Origin of the sequence: Acinetobacter seifertii (assembly GCF_016064815.1) — a bacterium.
GTDB lineage: Bacteria > Pseudomonadota > Gammaproteobacteria > Pseudomonadales > Moraxellaceae > Acinetobacter > Acinetobacter seifertii.
In genome coordinates this window covers 521837-537246 of sequence record NZ_CP065820.1, presented here as the reverse complement: position 1 = coordinate 537246, position 15410 = coordinate 521837, and the positions used below count along the sequence as shown (strand labels likewise).

Below are 15410 nucleotides of genomic sequence, written 5' to 3'. Positions count from 1 at the left end.
ATTCATTTTATTTTTCTAAAAGATGTGCCGGAACTTTAACAGGCATATCCAATAATTGTTGTGCAAATGCTTTACCCTGCGGATCGATTCGCAGGCTTGCAACACCCCCACCACCCAAGGCATTTTCCAACATAAAATTCAGTGCATTTAAACCTGGTAACTCATAACGAATTACACGTCCCTTTTCAGCATCCAAGACATGCTGCATATAGCTTGCAACAGACTGTTCAGTTAGTGCTGCACGAATCCATGGTAAATATTCTGCTTTACGCGCAATCACACCAATATTGCTATGATTGCCTTTATCACCACTACGGGCATGCGCAATTTCAATCAAAGGAACTTCAATTTCATTCCCTTGATAAACCGCACTTTCACCCGCTGCTAGAGTATTCAATTGCTCGATAGAAGTGCCCTGAGGAATCTCAACTGGATAGCGGTTACCATCAAAATCGATTTCGACATTGACCTGATTTTTATCAATTAAAAATGAAAATAACTTAATCACTGGAGATGCTTTTGGTCGACCTCCGACAATTCCTGCCAAGGCTGGAGCCATACCTGTTGAAGCCTGTGCAATTTCAGATGCAAAGAACATACATGCTTCTTTAAACATGTGTTTTACAGCTATTTTGACCACCACTTCACGACTATTTAAAGCCTGAGCATGTGCTCCATAAGTACTTTCAATACCTAAAATCTCAACAGACTTTTCACTAAATGGAGGCACTGAGCGCATTGCTAAAACACGTTCGCACTTAGTCAAAATCGCATCGGCAATGACTTGCGCTTTTTGTGGTGCTTCACGTCCTGCAATTAAGAAACTGACTAAAACCCGATAACCATCTGGATAAGTCGCACTAACTTTATATTGTGTAGTCGCTGCTTGTCCTTTTGCACCCGTCACACGAACTCGATGCTCCCCGACTTGCGTTAAATGCACGTGGCTGAAATCAGCAATTACATCGGGTAGTAAATACGCTTGAGGATTACTAATTTCATAAACAATTTGCTCCGCAACCGTGGCAGTAGAAACCAGACCACCTGTACCTTGAGGCTTAGTTACAATAAATGAGCCATCCTCACTCACTTCAACCACTGGAAAACCCATGTTGTCAAAACCTTGTACCAATTGCCAATCGGTAAAATTACCGCCTGTACATTGTGCACCACATTCAATGACATGACCTGCCAGCGAGCCTTGTGCCAACTTATCGTAGTCATCTAAAGACCATTGATACTCATGAAGTAAAGGGGCAAGCACCACAGCAGAATCAACCACACGGCCAGTGATCACGATATCTGCGCCTAAATTTAAAGCATCACGAATAGCCACCGCACCTAAATAAGCATTACTGCTTGCCACCTGTTCCGGCAAAGCTTCACCGCTAAACATTTCCTGAATATTTTGCTGCTTAAGTTGTTCATGCTGCGCTAAAAGATCATCGCCTAACACCACAGCCACTTTCAGATCTAGACCATATTCTTTAATTATTTTTTGCAAGGCATCTCGACACGCCAGTGGATTAACACCACCAGCATTACTAATCACCTTAATCTTTTTCTCTGCAATTTTTTTAAGTAGAGGTGCTATGACTCGGCTGACAAAATCCAAAGCATAGCCATGCTTTGGTTCCACTATCTTCGCTTTTGCCATAATCGATATGGTGATCTCTGACAAATAATCAAAAACCAAATAATTAATATCGGTTAGATGTACTAATTGGAAAGCGGCAGTATTGGTGTCTCCCCAAAAACCTGAAGCACAACCTATTTTTACGACACGTTCATCATCCTGCTGATTACTTGCCATTTTATTTCTCATTATTTTGTTTAAAAATTAAACTCAACATTACCAAGCAAGCGCTTGGTTTGTAAAGAGCAAAATGTTATTGTGAAATTGACCAAAACTGCCAAACTCGACAACTCAGGTAAAACATGATGAGATTTGGCAAACTTTTCTGTTAAGTATTTTTTATATAAAGGATCCGGCTTTCGCATGATTGCTACTTCAATTGAACAGATTCCAAATATCTCTTGCTTTGATGACAGCCCGCGTGGTCGTTTATTACGTGGGGCTGCCTACCTATTTCATAAACAAGGCTATGACAAAACTACTGTACGCGAACTTGCTCAATTTATTGGAATCCAGTCGGGAAGCTTATTCCACCACTTTAAAAGTAAAGATGACATCCTCGCTCACGTGATGGAGGAAACCATTATTTACAATCTTGCTCGTTTACAAGATGCGGCAGCTCAATCTACCGATCCAGAACAACAACTTCGTGCTCTTATTAAATCTGAACTCATTTCAATTACTGGAGACACAGGGGCAGCCATGGCTGTTTTGGTTTATGAGTGGTTTGCCCTATCAAAAGAAAAACAAGATTATCTTTTAAAAATGCGTAATGAATATGAGCAAATCTGGTTGGATGTTATTGAAAAATTACGCACTGAAGGCAAGGTAAAGCATGATGCCTTTATTTGGCGAAGATTAGTTGGTGGTGCAATTTCGTGGACCGTAACTTGGTATAAAGCTGAGGGTAAAGTCAAAATTGATGAGTTAACCGAAATGGTCTGGGAGATGGCATTAAAATGAGTCTAGTCTATTTACGTAAACCCAAGAAAAATGACCTTGCAGAAATTAAAGAAGCTTATGCACGTAGTGTTCAATTACATCAACCGTGGGCATATCCACCAGCTGACTTTCAAACATATTTAGAACAAGAACATCGTTATTTTGTTTGTGTAAGAACAAACCATGCTATTGCTGGAACATTTAATATTTCAAATATTATACGTGGCCATTTTCATTCAGCCTATTTAGGTTATGAAGTATTTCATCCCTATCAAGGTCATGGCTACATGACGCAAGGTCTCAAATTATTACTCAATGAAGCATTCGAAAATTTAAATTTGCATAGGTTAGAAGCAAATATACAACCTGATAATATTCCCTCGATTCAACTAGTTGCCAAAGCAGGTTTCTTTAAAGAAGGTTTTTCTCGGCAATATCTTCGAATTGGCGGAAAAACATGGAAAGATCATGAACGTTGGGCAATTTTAAATGAGAAATGGATAGAACCATCTCAGTAAAGTCTGAATGAGATGGTTTATACAAGCAAAACCTATTCTAAAATTAATAACCTAACTGTTTACTAATTAAATCTTTCATAATTTCTTCAGCACCACCACCAATCATATTGACCTTCACTTCACGGTAAATACGTTCCGACTTGGTGCCTCGCATAAAACCCATGCCACCTAATGTTTGCACAGCTGCATCAGCACAAAATTGCATAGTGCGAGTCGCAACATTTTTAAGCATTGAAATTTGTGCCACCAACTCAGGTCCTTGTAACTTCGGCTGAGTCATTTTCCATGCAGTTTCTTCAAGCAATGCCCGTGTTGAGGTTAATTGCGTTGCCATATCTACTAATTTATGACGAACCACTTGATGATCAATTAATCTCTTACCAAAAGTTTTCCGTTGTTGCGCCCACTCTAAAGCTTCTTCGTAACAGACTAATGCATACCCATAAGCCACTACTCCCAAGAAGAACCGCTCCATATTAAAGTTATTCATAATAACTTTAAAACCAGCGTTTTCTTTGCCGAGCAGATTTGATGCAGGTACTCGTACTTGATCAAAATGCAAATGAGCTGTATCAGAAGCCCACCATCCCATTTTCTTTAAAGGTGTTTTAGTAATTCCTTCACTGTGCGCATCAACGAGCAACATTGAAATACCTTCAGCTCCTGTTTTTGTGGGGTCTGTACGCACTGCAACAGTATAGTAATCTGCACGAATTCCCGATGTGATAAACGTCTTCTCACCCGAGACAATATAGTAATCACCATCACGAATAGCTTTAGTCTGTAATGCAGCGACATCCGAGCCACCACCAGGTTCTGTAATAGCTAAAGCAGAAATTTTTTTACCAGAAACAATCTCTGGGAGAACTCTAGCCTTTAACTCCTCACTTCCAAAATGCTGAATGGGAGGGGCACCGATTGTATGTACCATGAGTGAAGTGTGCACACCGCCAGAACCTGCCTTTGCCATTTCAATACCAGCGAGTAATGAATAAAATGGATCTGCATCAGGAATCCCGCCATATTCTTCTGGAAAACCTAAACCCAATAGCCCAATTTCAGCTGCCTTTCTATAAAGCTCTCTAGGAAATGTCTCAGCTTCATCCCACTCATTAACAAAAGGTGCCATTTCTTTTTGTACAAATCGGCGAACATTGTCAGCAAAAGCAATGTGTTGTTCATTATAGTAAATTGGGTTGAGTTGCATGTTTATAAATGTCCTGATGTTTTTATTTAATTCCTGAACATATCTTGTCATGTTTACAGTCAATCAAAAGTTGCAAGAATCTCCATTTTCTTGGCATAAAACATCAAACAGAATTATTTTTATTTATGCACAACGCCTATACTCTTAAGCAGCAACGAAAACCACGCACAGCATAATAAGACTGTGCTCCATTATGATAAATGAAGACCCGACCATAACGTCGGTCAGCAAAAATAGCTCCATCTAACCGTCGAATCTCATCAGGAGTTTTAAGCCAACTTGATGTTTTAAGATCAAACTCCTCTAACATTTGTAAATCATGGTATTGCTCTTCTGTGAGAAGCTCAGCTCCCATTTCATTAGCTAGATCTATTACACTGTTTTTTGGAGGATGATCTTTTCTAGACTCCAAAGCCTCTCGATCATAACAAAGACTTCTACGACCTTTGGGTGTCTCAGGAGAACAATCAACAAATAAATACTCATCCTTATGTTGATCGTAAGAGACAACGTCAGGTTCTCCTCCAGTATTTTCCATTTCTTGCAATGACCACAATTTTTCAGGCGATTCTAATAATTTAGCTCGTACATTTGTCCAATCAATTTCTTTATGGCGATGTGTGTTCTTTTCAAATCTCTTCTTTAATAGTTCAAGCAGTGAATCTAATTCTGTTGAAGTTAATTGTTTTTTAGTTGTCATTGAATAAATCCTTATAATTATTGAACTGAGCGTCCATCAAAATAATTTATTTTTATTTTATCTAAGTCAATGTCGTCTATACATCGAACATTAATCGCAAAGATAGAATTACCCTCTGCATCTGTACCTTGAGCATAAGGATGAATACCGCAATTTTTACAGAAATGATGATTAATCACATGCTTGTTAAAAGTGTAATTCGCTAAAATATCAGGAGAATCTAAAGTAACTGTAACTTGATTAGTGGGTAGGAACCAAAGTAAAGACCCTTTCTTTTGGCAAATGGAACAATTACAAGATAAAACTTCTATTAGCTCACCTTCTACGACAAACTTCACCTGTCCGCAGTGACAACTTCCTTTATATTCCATAACATTCTTCCCTTTATAATTTTTTATAGTTTTATAATATTCTTTGTTATAGATCAATTTTCAACCCAATTCCAATTTTGGCTTTTTCCTCATAATAAACCCTAATAAATTGAAGTAATTATCAATCACTAACTCCAAAAATATTGGCATTGTTTGCATCTATTACCATTTTTAAAAGAAAACAAAGGTAAACCAAAGAACATGAAAGCCATAAAGGCTGATTTTTTCCCTTTTGTGTAGGCTTCAATATCATAACTTCCACAGTTAGGACATCGCTCTTTATTTTTTCCAAATTCTTGCTCTAAGTCTTCACTAAAATCTTTTTCAAGGAAAGCTTTCGCATCATCAACATCTTTTTCTAGAACTAATAAACGAACTCCCCCCAATGCATTTGAATAAAACCAGTCCATATTAATTGTATGTTCATTTTCAATACGAGCAGGAATTCCAAAAGCCTCTAATTGAGTTTTTGCGATTTGTGCCTCATACGGAAACGAAAAAGTTTTAACTAAGATCCATTGCATATTAAATTTATAATAAGGTGATTAGTTTCAGAATAGCTTTATTTCTTTATAAATTGAATTAAATTTAATCTTTAAAGGATCAGTAATTAACTTTCCGCTTTTATTCCACGCATAAAGCAACACCCCGGTTTCTTTCGAGACCGGGGTGTTTAGAATAATGAGCTGGCGATGACTTACTCTCACATGGGTAACCCCACACTACCATCAGCGCTAAGAGGTTTCACTTCTGAGTTCGGGAAGGGATCAGGTGGTTCACTCTTGCTATGGTCGCCAGCACAACTGTTTATGGATACTTGCTTTGGTCTTATTGATTGCCGAAGCGTTTTCCAAATCTTTACAGATTGGGCTGATTGAATCTGACTTTAGTTGTTCATTTTATCTAGAGGAATAACTAAATCAAGTTTGTTTGTCGATTTATGAATCGATTGATGCTTTATATACAACTGCTTGGGTGTTGTATAGTCAAGCCTCACGAGCAATTAGTATTGGTCAGCTTCACATATCACTATGCTTCCACATCCAACCTATCAACGTCCTAGTCTCGAACGGCTCTTTAGAGGAATAAATTCCTAGGGAAATCTTATCTTGAGGTAGGCTTCCCGCTTAGATGCTTTCAGCGGTTATCCCTTCCGAACATAGCTACCCGGCGATGCGACTGGCGTCACAACCGGTACACCAGAGGTTCGTCCACTCTGGTCCTCTCGTACTAGGAGCAGATCCTCTCAAATTTCCAGCGCCCACGGTAGATAGGGACCGAACTGTCTCACGACGTTCTAAACCCAGCTCGCGTACCTCTTTAAATGGCGAACAGCCATACCCTTGGGACCTGCTTCAGCCCCAGGATGAGATGAGCCGACATCGAGGTGCCAAACACCGCCGTCGATATGAACTCTTGGGCGGTATCAGCCTGTTATCCCCAGAGTACCTTTTATCCGTTGAGCGATGGCCCTTCCATACAGAACCACCGGATCACTAAGACCTACTTTCGTACCTGCTCGACTTGTGGGTCTCGCAGTTAAGCGCGCTTTTGCCTTTATACTCTACGCGTGATTTCCGACCACGCTGAGCGCACCTTCGTACTCCTCCGTTACTCTTTAGGAGGAGACCGCCCCAGTCAAACTACCCACCAGACACGGTCCTCGTCCCGGATAACGGGACAGAGTTAGAACCTCAACATTACCAGGGTGGTATTTCAAGGACGGCTCCATTGGAACTAGCGTTCCAACTTCAAAGCCTCCCACCTATCCTACACAAGTAAGGTCAAAGTTCAGTGTCAAGCTGCAGTAAAGGTTCACGGGGTCTTTCCGTCTAGCCGCGGGTACACTGCATCTTCACAGCGATTTCGATTTCACTGAGCCTCTGCTGGAGACAGCGCCGCCATCATTATGCCATTCGTGCAGGTCGGAACTTACCCGACAAGGAATTTCGCTACCTTAGGACCGTTATAGTTACGGCCGCCGTTTACTGGGGCTTCGATCAAGAGCTTCGCTTACGCTAACCCCATCAATTAACCTTCCAGCACCGGGCAGGCATCACACCCTATACGTCCACTTTCGTGTTTGCAGAGTGCTATGTTTTTAATAAACAGTTGCAGCGGCCTGGTTTCTGCGGCTGTCATCAGCTCAGGAAGCAAGTTCCATCACCAACAACAGCGTACCTTCTCCCGAAGTTACGGTACCATTTTGCCTAGTTCCTTCAGCAGAGTTCTCTCAAGCGCCTTGGTCTACTCGACCTGACCACCTGTGTCGGTTTCGGGTACGATTCCTGTGTAACTGAAGCTTAGAGACTTTTCCTGGAAGCATGGTATCAGCCACTTCACTGTACAAGTACAGCTTGCTATCGGATCTCAGTATAGAGTACCCCGGATTTGCCTAAGATACATACCTACATCCTTCCACCTGGACAACCAACGCCAGGCTGACTTAACCTTCTCCGTCCTCTCATCGCATTACACAGAAGTATTGGAATATTAACCAATTTCCCATCGACTACGCCTTTCGGCCTCGCCTTAGGGGTCGACTCACCCAGCCCCGATTAACGTTGGACTGGAACCCTTGGTCTTTCGGCGAACGGGTTTTTCACCCGTTTTGTCGTTACTCACGTCAGCATTCGCACTTCTGATACCTCCAGCATACTTCTCAATACACCTTCATCGGCTTACAGAACGCTCCCCTACCACTTGACTAATGTCAAATCCGCAGCTTCGGCACATAGTTTTAGCCCCGTTACATCTTCCGCGCAGGCCGACTCGACTAGTGAGCTATTACGCTTTCTTTAAAGGGTGGCTGCTTCTAAGCCAACCTCCTAGCTGTCTATGCCTTCCCACATCGTTTCCCACTTAACTATGATTTTGGGGCCTTAGCTGGCGGTCTGGATTGTTTTCCTCTTGACTACGGACGTTAGCACCCGCAGTCTGTCTCCCGGATAGTACTCATAGGTATTCGGAGTTTGCATCGGTTTGGTAAGTCGGGATGACCCCCTAGCCGAAACAGTGCTCTACCCCCTATGGTATTCGTCCGAGGCGCTACCTAAATAGCTTTCGGGGAGAACCAGCTATCACCAGGCTTGATTAGCCTTTCACCCCTATCCACAAGTCATCCCCTGGCTTTTCAACGACAGTGGGTTCGGTCCTCCAGTTAGTGTTACCCAACCTTCAACCTGCTCATGGATAGATCGCCTGGTTTCGGGTCTATACCCAGCAACTAAACGCCCTATTAAGACTCGATTTCTCTACGGCTCCCCTATACGGTTAACCTCGCTACTGAATATAAGTCGCTGACCCATTATACAAAAGGTACGCAGTCACCGAACAAGTCGGCTCCCACTGCTTGTATGCATGCGGTTTCAGGATCTATTTCACTCCCCTCACAGGGGTTCTTTTCGCCTTTCCCTCACGGTACTGGTTCACTATCGGTCAGTCAGGAGTATTTAGCCTTGGAGGATGGTCCCCCCATATTCAGACAAGGTTTCACGTGCCTCGCCCTACTCGTCATCATTATGTGTGCCCTTTCGTGTACGGGAATATCACCCTCTACGTTCGCACTTCCCAGAGCGTTCCACTAAAACACACATAACTTAATGGGCTGATCCCCGTTCGCTCGCCGCTACTGAGGGAATCTCAATTGATTTCTTTTCCTAAGGGTACTGAGATGTTTCACTTCCCCTCGTTCGCTTTGCAACACTATGTATTCATGTTGCAATACCTACCTTAAAGTAGGTGGGTTCCCCCATTCAGAAATCTCCGGATCACAGGATATTTGCCGCCTCCCCGGAGCTTTTCGCAGGCTATCACGTCTTTCATCGCCTCTGACTGCCAAGGCATCCACCACATGCACTTAATTACTTGACTATACAACCCCAAACAGTCGATGTTACCTACAAGTTAGTAACTTCAACATTTCAGTTTAGAGTACTGTGCACTTAAACACTGTACAGCTTCAATCTAAATTCATATACCAAAACGCTTGATTCAGTTAATTTGCTAGTTCTCAATTCATTCAGATTAATTGCTTAATCTAAACTCTTGAGTGAACAATTTATTTCAGACTCAATTTTGCCAATCTGTTAATGAATAAACACGCCTTCGTCAGGTCATGCTTAATACCGTGATACTTAAATCACAGAAGTTAATAAACTAAGACCGAAATCTCTATTTACTAATTTCTGTAATCCGAACTTCTCTTAAGTTCTGGTGGAGACTAGGAGAGTCGAACTCCTGACCTCCTGCGTGCAAAGCAGGCGCTCTACCAACTAAGCTAAGTCCCCAGCTTACATCATCAGTTATGTATCTTTTATCTATAACTTCAACCAGTCAAAGTCATGGTGGGTCTGACAAGACTTGAACTTGTGACCCCACGCTTATCAAGCGTGTGCTCTAACCAACTGAGCTACAGACCCTCAGATACATCTATGAAGAACAACTTGTTGTGGATTCTTACCAATCGTCAATCTTTCGTTAAGGAGGTGATCCAGCCGCAGGTTCCCCTACGGCTACCTTGTTACGACTTCACCCCAGTCATCGGCCACACCGTGGTAACCGCCCTCTTTGCAGTTAGGCTAGCTACTTCTGGTGCAACAAACTCCCATGGTGTGACGGGCGGTGTGTACAAGGCCCGGGAACGTATTCACCGCGGCATTCTGATCCGCGATTACTAGCGATTCCGACTTCATGGAGTCGAGTTGCAGACTCCAATCCGGACTACGATCGGCTTTTTGAGATTAGCATCACATCGCTGTGTAGCAACCCTTTGTACCGACCATTGTAGCACGTGTGTAGCCCTGGCCGTAAGGGCCATGATGACTTGACGTCGTCCCCGCCTTCCTCCAGTTTGTCACTGGCAGTATCCTTAAAGTTCCCGACATTACTCGCTGGCAAATAAGGAAAAGGGTTGCGCTCGTTGCGGGACTTAACCCAACATCTCACGACACGAGCTGACGACAGCCATGCAGCACCTGTATGTAAGTTCCCGAAGGCACCAATCCATCTCTGGAAAGTTCTTACTATGTCAAGGCCAGGTAAGGTTCTTCGCGTTGCATCGAATTAAACCACATGCTCCACCGCTTGTGCGGGCCCCCGTCAATTCATTTGAGTTTTAGTCTTGCGACCGTACTCCCCAGGCGGTCTACTTATCGCGTTAGCTGCGCCACTAAAGCCTCAAAGGCCCCAACGGCTAGTAGACATCGTTTACGGCATGGACTACCAGGGTATCTAATCCTGTTTGCTCCCCATGCTTTCGCACCTCAGCGTCAGTGTTAGGCCAGATGGCTGCCTTCGCCATCGGTATTCCTCCAGATCTCTACGCATTTCACCGCTACACCTGGAATTCTACCATCCTCTCCCACACTCTAGCTAACCAGTATCGAATGCAATTCCCAAGTTAAGCTCGGGGATTTCACATTTGACTTAATTAGCCGCCTACGCGCGCTTTACGCCCAGTAAATCCGATTAACGCTTGCACCCTCTGTATTACCGCGGCTGCTGGCACAGAGTTAGCCGGTGCTTATTCTGCGAGTAACGTCCACTATCTCTAGGTATTAACTAAAGTAGCCTCCTCCTCGCTTAAAGTGCTTTACAACCATAAGGCCTTCTTCACACACGCGGCATGGCTGGATCAGGGTTCCCCCCATTGTCCAATATTCCCCACTGCTGCCTCCCGTAGGAGTCTGGGCCGTGTCTCAGTCCCAGTGTGGCGGATCATCCTCTCAGACCCGCTACAGATCGTCGCCTTGGTAGGCCTTTACCCCACCAACTAGCTAATCCGACTTAGGCTCATCTATTAGCGCAAGGTCCGAAGATCCCCTGCTTTCTCCCGTAGGACGTATGCGGTATTAGCATCCCTTTCGAGATGTTGTCCCCCACTAATAGGCAGATTCCTAAGCATTACTCACCCGTCCGCCGCTAAGATCAGTAGCAAGCTACCTCTCTCCGCTCGACTTGCATGTGTTAAGCCTGCCGCCAGCGTTCAATCTGAGCCATGATCAAACTCTTCAGTTAAAATCATTTTGCACCTTATTTAAAGACAAGGTGCCAATTCTGGCTCATCAATTACTGACTTAAATTTCGCTCAAATAAACTTCGAGTAATTTAAACCAATCAATCAATGAAAATTATTTCGATTAATCAATCAGTAAAAATCCACACAAGTTGTTCTTCAATTCTCTTAATGATCTTCTTCCTGGTTCGTCACCAGCAAGCTAGGTCGGCTATATTACTCTTAATCTCTTAAAAGTCAACAGGTAATTTTGATATTTTTTAAAACTTATTTTCCAAACCAACTTATCATCAAATTCATCACTTAAAGCAACCAACTTAATCACAAGTAACTGTTTTTCAACAAGTTTCTATCTGCATCACCGCCGATGGATGTGCATTATAGAGGATTAAGAGCCAGTTGCAATACCTTTTTAAACATTAGCGCAACAACAGCTCGCTTTTTGATCAAAAATGGTGAAAATATTCATTTTTTATATAAACATGGTTGTAAAAGCAGCAATTTATCGAGATTTTTTTCATTCTGGTTCTTCTCTTGCCATCTTAAAGGCCGGCAATCGATATATTCACAATATCCACCCTCTCCCTGAAGACACTGGTCATTCCAGCTTAACTGGTAGCTGAAACTTCCTATATATCCAGCTGCCAATCCAAATTTATAATCACCACGACTTTCAACATAGAGCTCAAAAATAACTTTGCCATCTTTTTTACATTGCCAAGAAAACTCTCGAGGTAAGTACATTTCTCTTCCAAAAGGTGTTTGAACTTTTGGATAAACACGATAAATATGAAAATTAACATCTTCAGTAAAAGTTAATGGTTCTTTGCCTATTTCTTGAATATCTAAGCGTGAACACAAAACGATATTCCATTGGTTTCTTATTTGGGTCAGAGTGACTTGAGTTGTTTCATTGAGATTAATCACTTGATATGTGTAAAAACATAAAGATAGAAAGGGTAAATGTAATGCTCGAGCATGTTTAAATCGCCCTAATCCACTCACTTCATATTTTTGCCCTTTATATAAGATTTCACCTTCACAATGACAAAGAACTGTCCAATAGTCTGATATTCCCCACTGCAATGCAGATGAGTTCAAAATATTGGAAGGAGTTTGAATAACTAAATCACAGCTCATCTCAGAATCCACTCGTTTAAGATGAATTTGAGGAATTTGCCATTCAATAAGATCAGTTTTATCAAATTGGTAGTAATTAGGATTAAGCTGACATTGTCTTCGAATTGAATAAATTTTTAAGTGATCTACACTGTGTAAACTACTACTGACCAATACTGTTGCTGTATCAATCGCAGAAGTCACAATACTGTTTGCGTTATAACAAAGGGGAATTCTAGGCTGTCCAATCAGGCTAATATAATTAAAATAACGAAGTGGCGCAGGTAAGTTAGGAAGGATTAAACCTTGATAAACAACTTTGAAAAAGCCTCTAGAAGGCTGATATACAACGCCCCCATTTGAGTTGAGGCCCAGCTGCTGCAATTGATTTATCTGATTCATCAACTTCGGCATACTGAACCTCATATAATTTATGTTCTGATAGTCTCGTTATTTTTTTTAGCTAATAGTGTGGTAACAAAGCCCGATAGAGCATAGATAATTGAAACAATCAAAATACCCATTGGGATATTATAAGTGATTGCTGCAAAAATCAGTACTACTGGCAACATAACTACAAAAGGAACACGCTTACGGTCCATTTGCTTAAATGAATAGTATTTAATGTTTGAAATCATAAGTAGTCCAACCACCACCATGATCACCGAATTAATCACTTGAATCGCAATATCACGCAAATCGAAAATGAATGGGTAATCTCGCGCAACCCATACAAGTGAAATAATAATAATTGCAGCGAGTGGACTTGCGATACCAATAAAGTAACGTTTATCAACTACTCCAATTTGAACATTAAAACGCGCTAAACGGAAAGCCGCACAAGCAGTATAAACAAAACAGCAAGCTAAACCTATACGGCCTAAGTCATGCAGACTCCAGCTATACATTAGCATTGCTGGCGCCACACCAAAGGCTAACAAATCTGACAATGAGTCATATTGCTCGCCAAAAGCACTTTGCGCACCGATTGCTCTGGCAACTCGACCATCTAACCCATCTAACAGTGCTGCTATAAAAATGGCATAAATTGCTTGAGTAAATTCGCCATTCATACTCGCAATGATGGAATAGAAACCAGACAATAAAGCGGCTGTAGTTATTAAGTTAGGCCAAAGATAAATACCTCGACGCTTTACTTTTTGTCCTTCCGGATTATCTTCCTCTTCAACCACTTCGAACGTAATCCCATCAAAAGAATGTTCATTATGAGTTAAATCTTGCTCTGGTTTAGGCGCATTTGTCATTATTTTCTATTCCAAACATGTGCATTGATTTAGATTAATTATTACTCACCCACTAACCAGCGTACAGCGGCGTGACCACCCGTTTCTTGCATACGTAAGTGAGGGAATAACCATTGTAGGGCTTGATCGGCTTGTTCAGAGAACTGCCAAGGCGGGTTGATTACTAATAAACCACAACCATTTAGACCTACAGGAGTGTCATCTGGCCATACACAAATTTCACAAACTAACTGACGGCGAATTCCTGTTTTGAACATTTTCTTTTCAAAACGCTCAATCATCGCTCGGTCTTTAATTGGATACCAAACTGCAAAAACGCCTGTTGGCCATTTCTTATGAGCTTGTTGTAACAATTCAACTAATTGCGGAAAATCTTTACGTTCTAACTCGTATGGCGGGTCAATCATGACTAGACCGCGCTTTTCCTTCGGTGGAATTACACCAAGTAAGCCTTCATATGCATCGCGCTCGTGCAAACCTGCACGTTTGTCATGAATGTTATGACGTAATTGCTGAAAAACATCACGTTGCATTTCAAATATAGTTGCTTTATCAATTTCGCGCATACCTTGTAATGCAAACCAAGGAGAACCAGGATAACTCCCCTTACCTTCTTGAGAGCGTAGTTCTTCAACAAGTTTTAAGTATTGTTGAATTGCTTCAGGAGCTTGGCGCTTTTCCATTTCTGAAAGCTGAACAAGACGATGAATACCTGTTAGGAATTCTCCTGACTTTTGCGCAGGTGCTTGAGATAAATCATATTTTCCTGCACCTCCATGCGTATCGATATAACGATAAGGTTTATCTTTGGCATTTAAACGATTAAGAAGCTGTAGCAAAAGCACATGCTTCATAACATCTGCAAAGTTGCCCGCATGGAAATGGTGACGGTAATTCATGTTGACTTTAATTCCTCAATTCAACAAATAGTTTAACATGAAAAAAATATTCTTTCGTAAGGTTGTGATCATCTAAAATAGAGCTGCTTGATATTTTACGATCTATTCGAGGTTATATGCACTATCACTCGCTTCCTGATTCATGGAATCTGGATCAAATTTTAGATGATTTAAATGCACATGGTTTTGCAATTATAGATCATGCTTATTCAGATCAATATCGCGCTCAGGTTGCCAATGAATGTAGCCACCATATGGATGAATTCAGAGAAGCTGGTATTCAAAACGGCGTGGTAAGCAATATTCGGAGTGACCATATTCTATGGATTAATGATCAACTTCCGATTGCCCAACAACATATTGAAACCCTAAATTTATTATCGCAAAGTCTAAATCAAGCATTTTATTTAGGAATTAAAGAGGTAGAAGCTCATTTCGCCTGTTACCATGCAGGTGAATTTTATGCATTACACCGCGATAATCCTCAGCAAAAAAATGATCGTATTGTCTCTAGTGTTTATTATTTACACCCTGAATGGCAAGAAGACTGGGGTGGACAATTAAGGTTACAAGATAAAAATGAAAATTGGCATATTGTTAAACCTGAACCTAATCGGTTAGTTGTATTTCAAAGTAACTTATTGCACGAAGTTTTAGTTTCCAAACAGCAGCGCTTATCAATTACAGCATGGCTGCGTAGTGGAAACTCAATTTGGGGTTAGATGAGTGCTCTTTAA

The 15410-nt window shown here is 41.6% G+C and carries 11 protein-coding genes, 2 tRNA genes, 3 rRNA genes and 1 pseudogene; 3 read left to right on the top strand and 14 right to left on the bottom strand.

The window, feature by feature from the left end; genetic code table 11:
* Positions 1-7: 7 nt before the first annotated feature.
* Both I8T81_RS02635 and I8T81_RS02630 read right to left on the bottom strand, forming a co-directional pair.
* Positions 8-1813, bottom strand: a complete 1806-nt coding sequence (locus I8T81_RS02635) for an acyclic terpene utilization AtuA family protein (protein ID WP_198072052.1) — start codon at positions 1811-1813, stop codon at positions 8-10.
* Positions 1814-1833: 20 nt separating this feature from the next.
* A complete protein-coding gene (locus I8T81_RS02630; protein WP_198072792.1) occupies positions 1834-2001 on the bottom strand; it encodes a hypothetical protein in 168 nt (55 codons plus the stop codon).
* On the opposite strand from I8T81_RS02630, the gene I8T81_RS02625 reads away from it, so the two are divergent.
* Both I8T81_RS02625 and I8T81_RS02620 read left to right on the top strand, forming a co-directional pair.
* The gene (locus tag I8T81_RS02625; protein WP_022575198.1) at positions 2000-2599 is read left to right on the top strand and encodes a TetR/AcrR family transcriptional regulator; all 600 of its coding nucleotides are present in this window, start codon (positions 2000-2002) and stop codon (positions 2597-2599) included. The two genes, I8T81_RS02630 and I8T81_RS02625, sit on opposite strands and share 2 nt — an antisense overlap.
* Positions 2596-3096 carry a GNAT family N-acetyltransferase gene (locus tag I8T81_RS02620; protein ID WP_019456601.1) on the top strand — a complete coding sequence of 167 codons (501 nt, stop codon included), beginning with the start codon at positions 2596-2598 and terminating at the stop codon, positions 3094-3096. The genes I8T81_RS02625 and I8T81_RS02620 overlap by 4 nt, the downstream gene beginning before the upstream one ends.
* Before the next feature lie 43 nt (positions 3097-3139).
* On the opposite strand, the gene I8T81_RS02615 is transcribed toward I8T81_RS02620, so the two are convergent.
* The 12 genes and pseudogenes from I8T81_RS02615 to I8T81_RS02560 all read right to left on the bottom strand — a co-directional run bounded on the left by I8T81_RS02615 (position 3140) and on the right by I8T81_RS02560 (position 14673).
* Positions 3140-4303 carry an acyl-CoA dehydrogenase family protein gene (locus I8T81_RS02615; protein WP_198072051.1) on the bottom strand — a complete coding sequence of 388 codons (1164 nt, stop codon included), beginning with the start codon at positions 4301-4303 and terminating at the stop codon, positions 3140-3142.
* 136 nt (positions 4304-4439) lie between these two features.
* Positions 4440-5003: a DUF4256 domain-containing protein gene (locus tag I8T81_RS02610; RefSeq protein ID WP_191107393.1), complete on the bottom strand. Its 564-nt coding sequence runs from the start codon at positions 5001-5003 to the stop codon at positions 4440-4442.
* 17 nt (positions 5004-5020) lie between these two features.
* Positions 5021-5374: a GFA family protein gene (locus tag I8T81_RS02605; RefSeq protein ID WP_077164349.1), complete on the bottom strand. Its 354-nt coding sequence runs from the start codon at positions 5372-5374 to the stop codon at positions 5021-5023.
* 128 nt (positions 5375-5502) lie between these two features.
* On the bottom strand, positions 5503-5898 hold the full coding sequence (locus I8T81_RS02600) for a putative signal transducing protein (protein WP_198072050.1): 396 nt from the start codon (positions 5896-5898) through the stop codon (positions 5503-5505).
* A 160-nt stretch (positions 5899-6058) separates the two neighbouring features.
* A 5S ribosomal RNA gene (rrf, locus tag I8T81_RS02595) occupies positions 6059-6173 on the bottom strand.
* 183 nt (positions 6174-6356) lie between these two features.
* Positions 6357-9247 (bottom strand): 23S ribosomal RNA (locus I8T81_RS02590).
* Between the two features lie 340 nt (positions 9248-9587).
* A tRNA-Ala gene (locus I8T81_RS02585) sits at positions 9588-9663 on the bottom strand.
* Between the two features lie 55 nt (positions 9664-9718).
* A tRNA-Ile gene (locus I8T81_RS02580) sits at positions 9719-9795 on the bottom strand.
* Positions 9796-9854: 59 nt separating this feature from the next.
* Positions 9855-11392: ribosomal RNA gene (locus I8T81_RS02575) — 16S ribosomal RNA — on the bottom strand.
* Together the 16S, 23S and 5S rRNA genes with 2 tRNA genes alongside form the textbook arrangement of a ribosomal RNA operon.
* A gap of 444 nt (positions 11393-11836) precedes the next feature.
* Positions 11837-12923, bottom strand: a pseudogene (locus tag I8T81_RS02570) (DUF6670 family protein).
* Positions 12924-12940: 17 nt separating this feature from the next.
* The gene (pssA, locus tag I8T81_RS02565) at positions 12941-13774 is read right to left on the bottom strand and encodes a CDP-diacylglycerol--serine O-phosphatidyltransferase (protein ID WP_004705447.1); all 834 of its coding nucleotides are present in this window, start codon (positions 13772-13774) and stop codon (positions 12941-12943) included.
* Positions 13775-13815: 41 nt separating this feature from the next.
* On the bottom strand, positions 13816-14673 hold the full coding sequence (locus I8T81_RS02560) for a 23S rRNA (adenine(2030)-N(6))-methyltransferase RlmJ (protein WP_004705444.1): 858 nt from the start codon (positions 14671-14673) through the stop codon (positions 13816-13818).
* 116 nt (positions 14674-14789) lie between these two features.
* On the opposite strand from I8T81_RS02560, the gene I8T81_RS02555 reads away from it, so the two are divergent.
* Positions 14790-15395 carry a 2OG-Fe(II) oxygenase gene (locus I8T81_RS02555; protein WP_198072049.1) on the top strand — a complete coding sequence of 202 codons (606 nt, stop codon included), beginning with the start codon at positions 14790-14792 and terminating at the stop codon, positions 15393-15395.
* The last annotated feature ends 15 nt before the right edge of the window (positions 15396-15410 follow it).

Excerpts from the sequence above, each read along its gene's own strand:
- I8T81_RS02630 (WP_198072792.1), bottom strand. The coding sequence starts at position 2,001 with ATGCGAAAGCCGGATCCTTTATATAAAAAATACTTAACAGAAAAGTTT.
- I8T81_RS02600 (WP_198072050.1), bottom strand. The coding sequence starts at position 5,898 with ATGCAATGGATCTTAGTTAAAACTTTTTCGTTTCCGTATGAGGCACAA.
- I8T81_RS02605 (WP_077164349.1), bottom strand. The coding sequence starts at position 5,374 with ATGGAATATAAAGGAAGTTGTCACTGCGGACAGGTGAAGTTTGTCGTA.
- I8T81_RS02615 (WP_198072051.1), bottom strand. The coding sequence starts at position 4,303 with ATGCAACTCAACCCAATTTACTATAATGAACAACACATTGCTTTTGCT.
- I8T81_RS02625 (WP_022575198.1), top strand. The coding sequence starts at position 2,000 with ATGATTGCTACTTCAATTGAACAGATTCCAAATATCTCTTGCTTTGAT.
- I8T81_RS02620 (WP_019456601.1), top strand. The coding sequence starts at position 2,596 with ATGAGTCTAGTCTATTTACGTAAACCCAAGAAAAATGACCTTGCAGAA.
- pssA (WP_004705447.1), bottom strand. The coding sequence starts at position 13,774 with ATGACAAATGCGCCTAAACCAGAGCAAGATTTAACTCATAATGAACAT.
- I8T81_RS02555 (WP_198072049.1), top strand. The coding sequence starts at position 14,790 with ATGCACTATCACTCGCTTCCTGATTCATGGAATCTGGATCAAATTTTA.
- I8T81_RS02560 (WP_004705444.1), bottom strand. The coding sequence starts at position 14,673 with ATGAATTACCGTCACCATTTCCATGCGGGCAACTTTGCAGATGTTATG.
- I8T81_RS02635 (WP_198072052.1), bottom strand. The coding sequence starts at position 1,813 with ATGGCAAGTAATCAGCAGGATGATGAACGTGTCGTAAAAATAGGTTGT.
- I8T81_RS02610 (WP_191107393.1), bottom strand. The coding sequence starts at position 5,003 with ATGACAACTAAAAAACAATTAACTTCAACAGAATTAGATTCACTGCTT.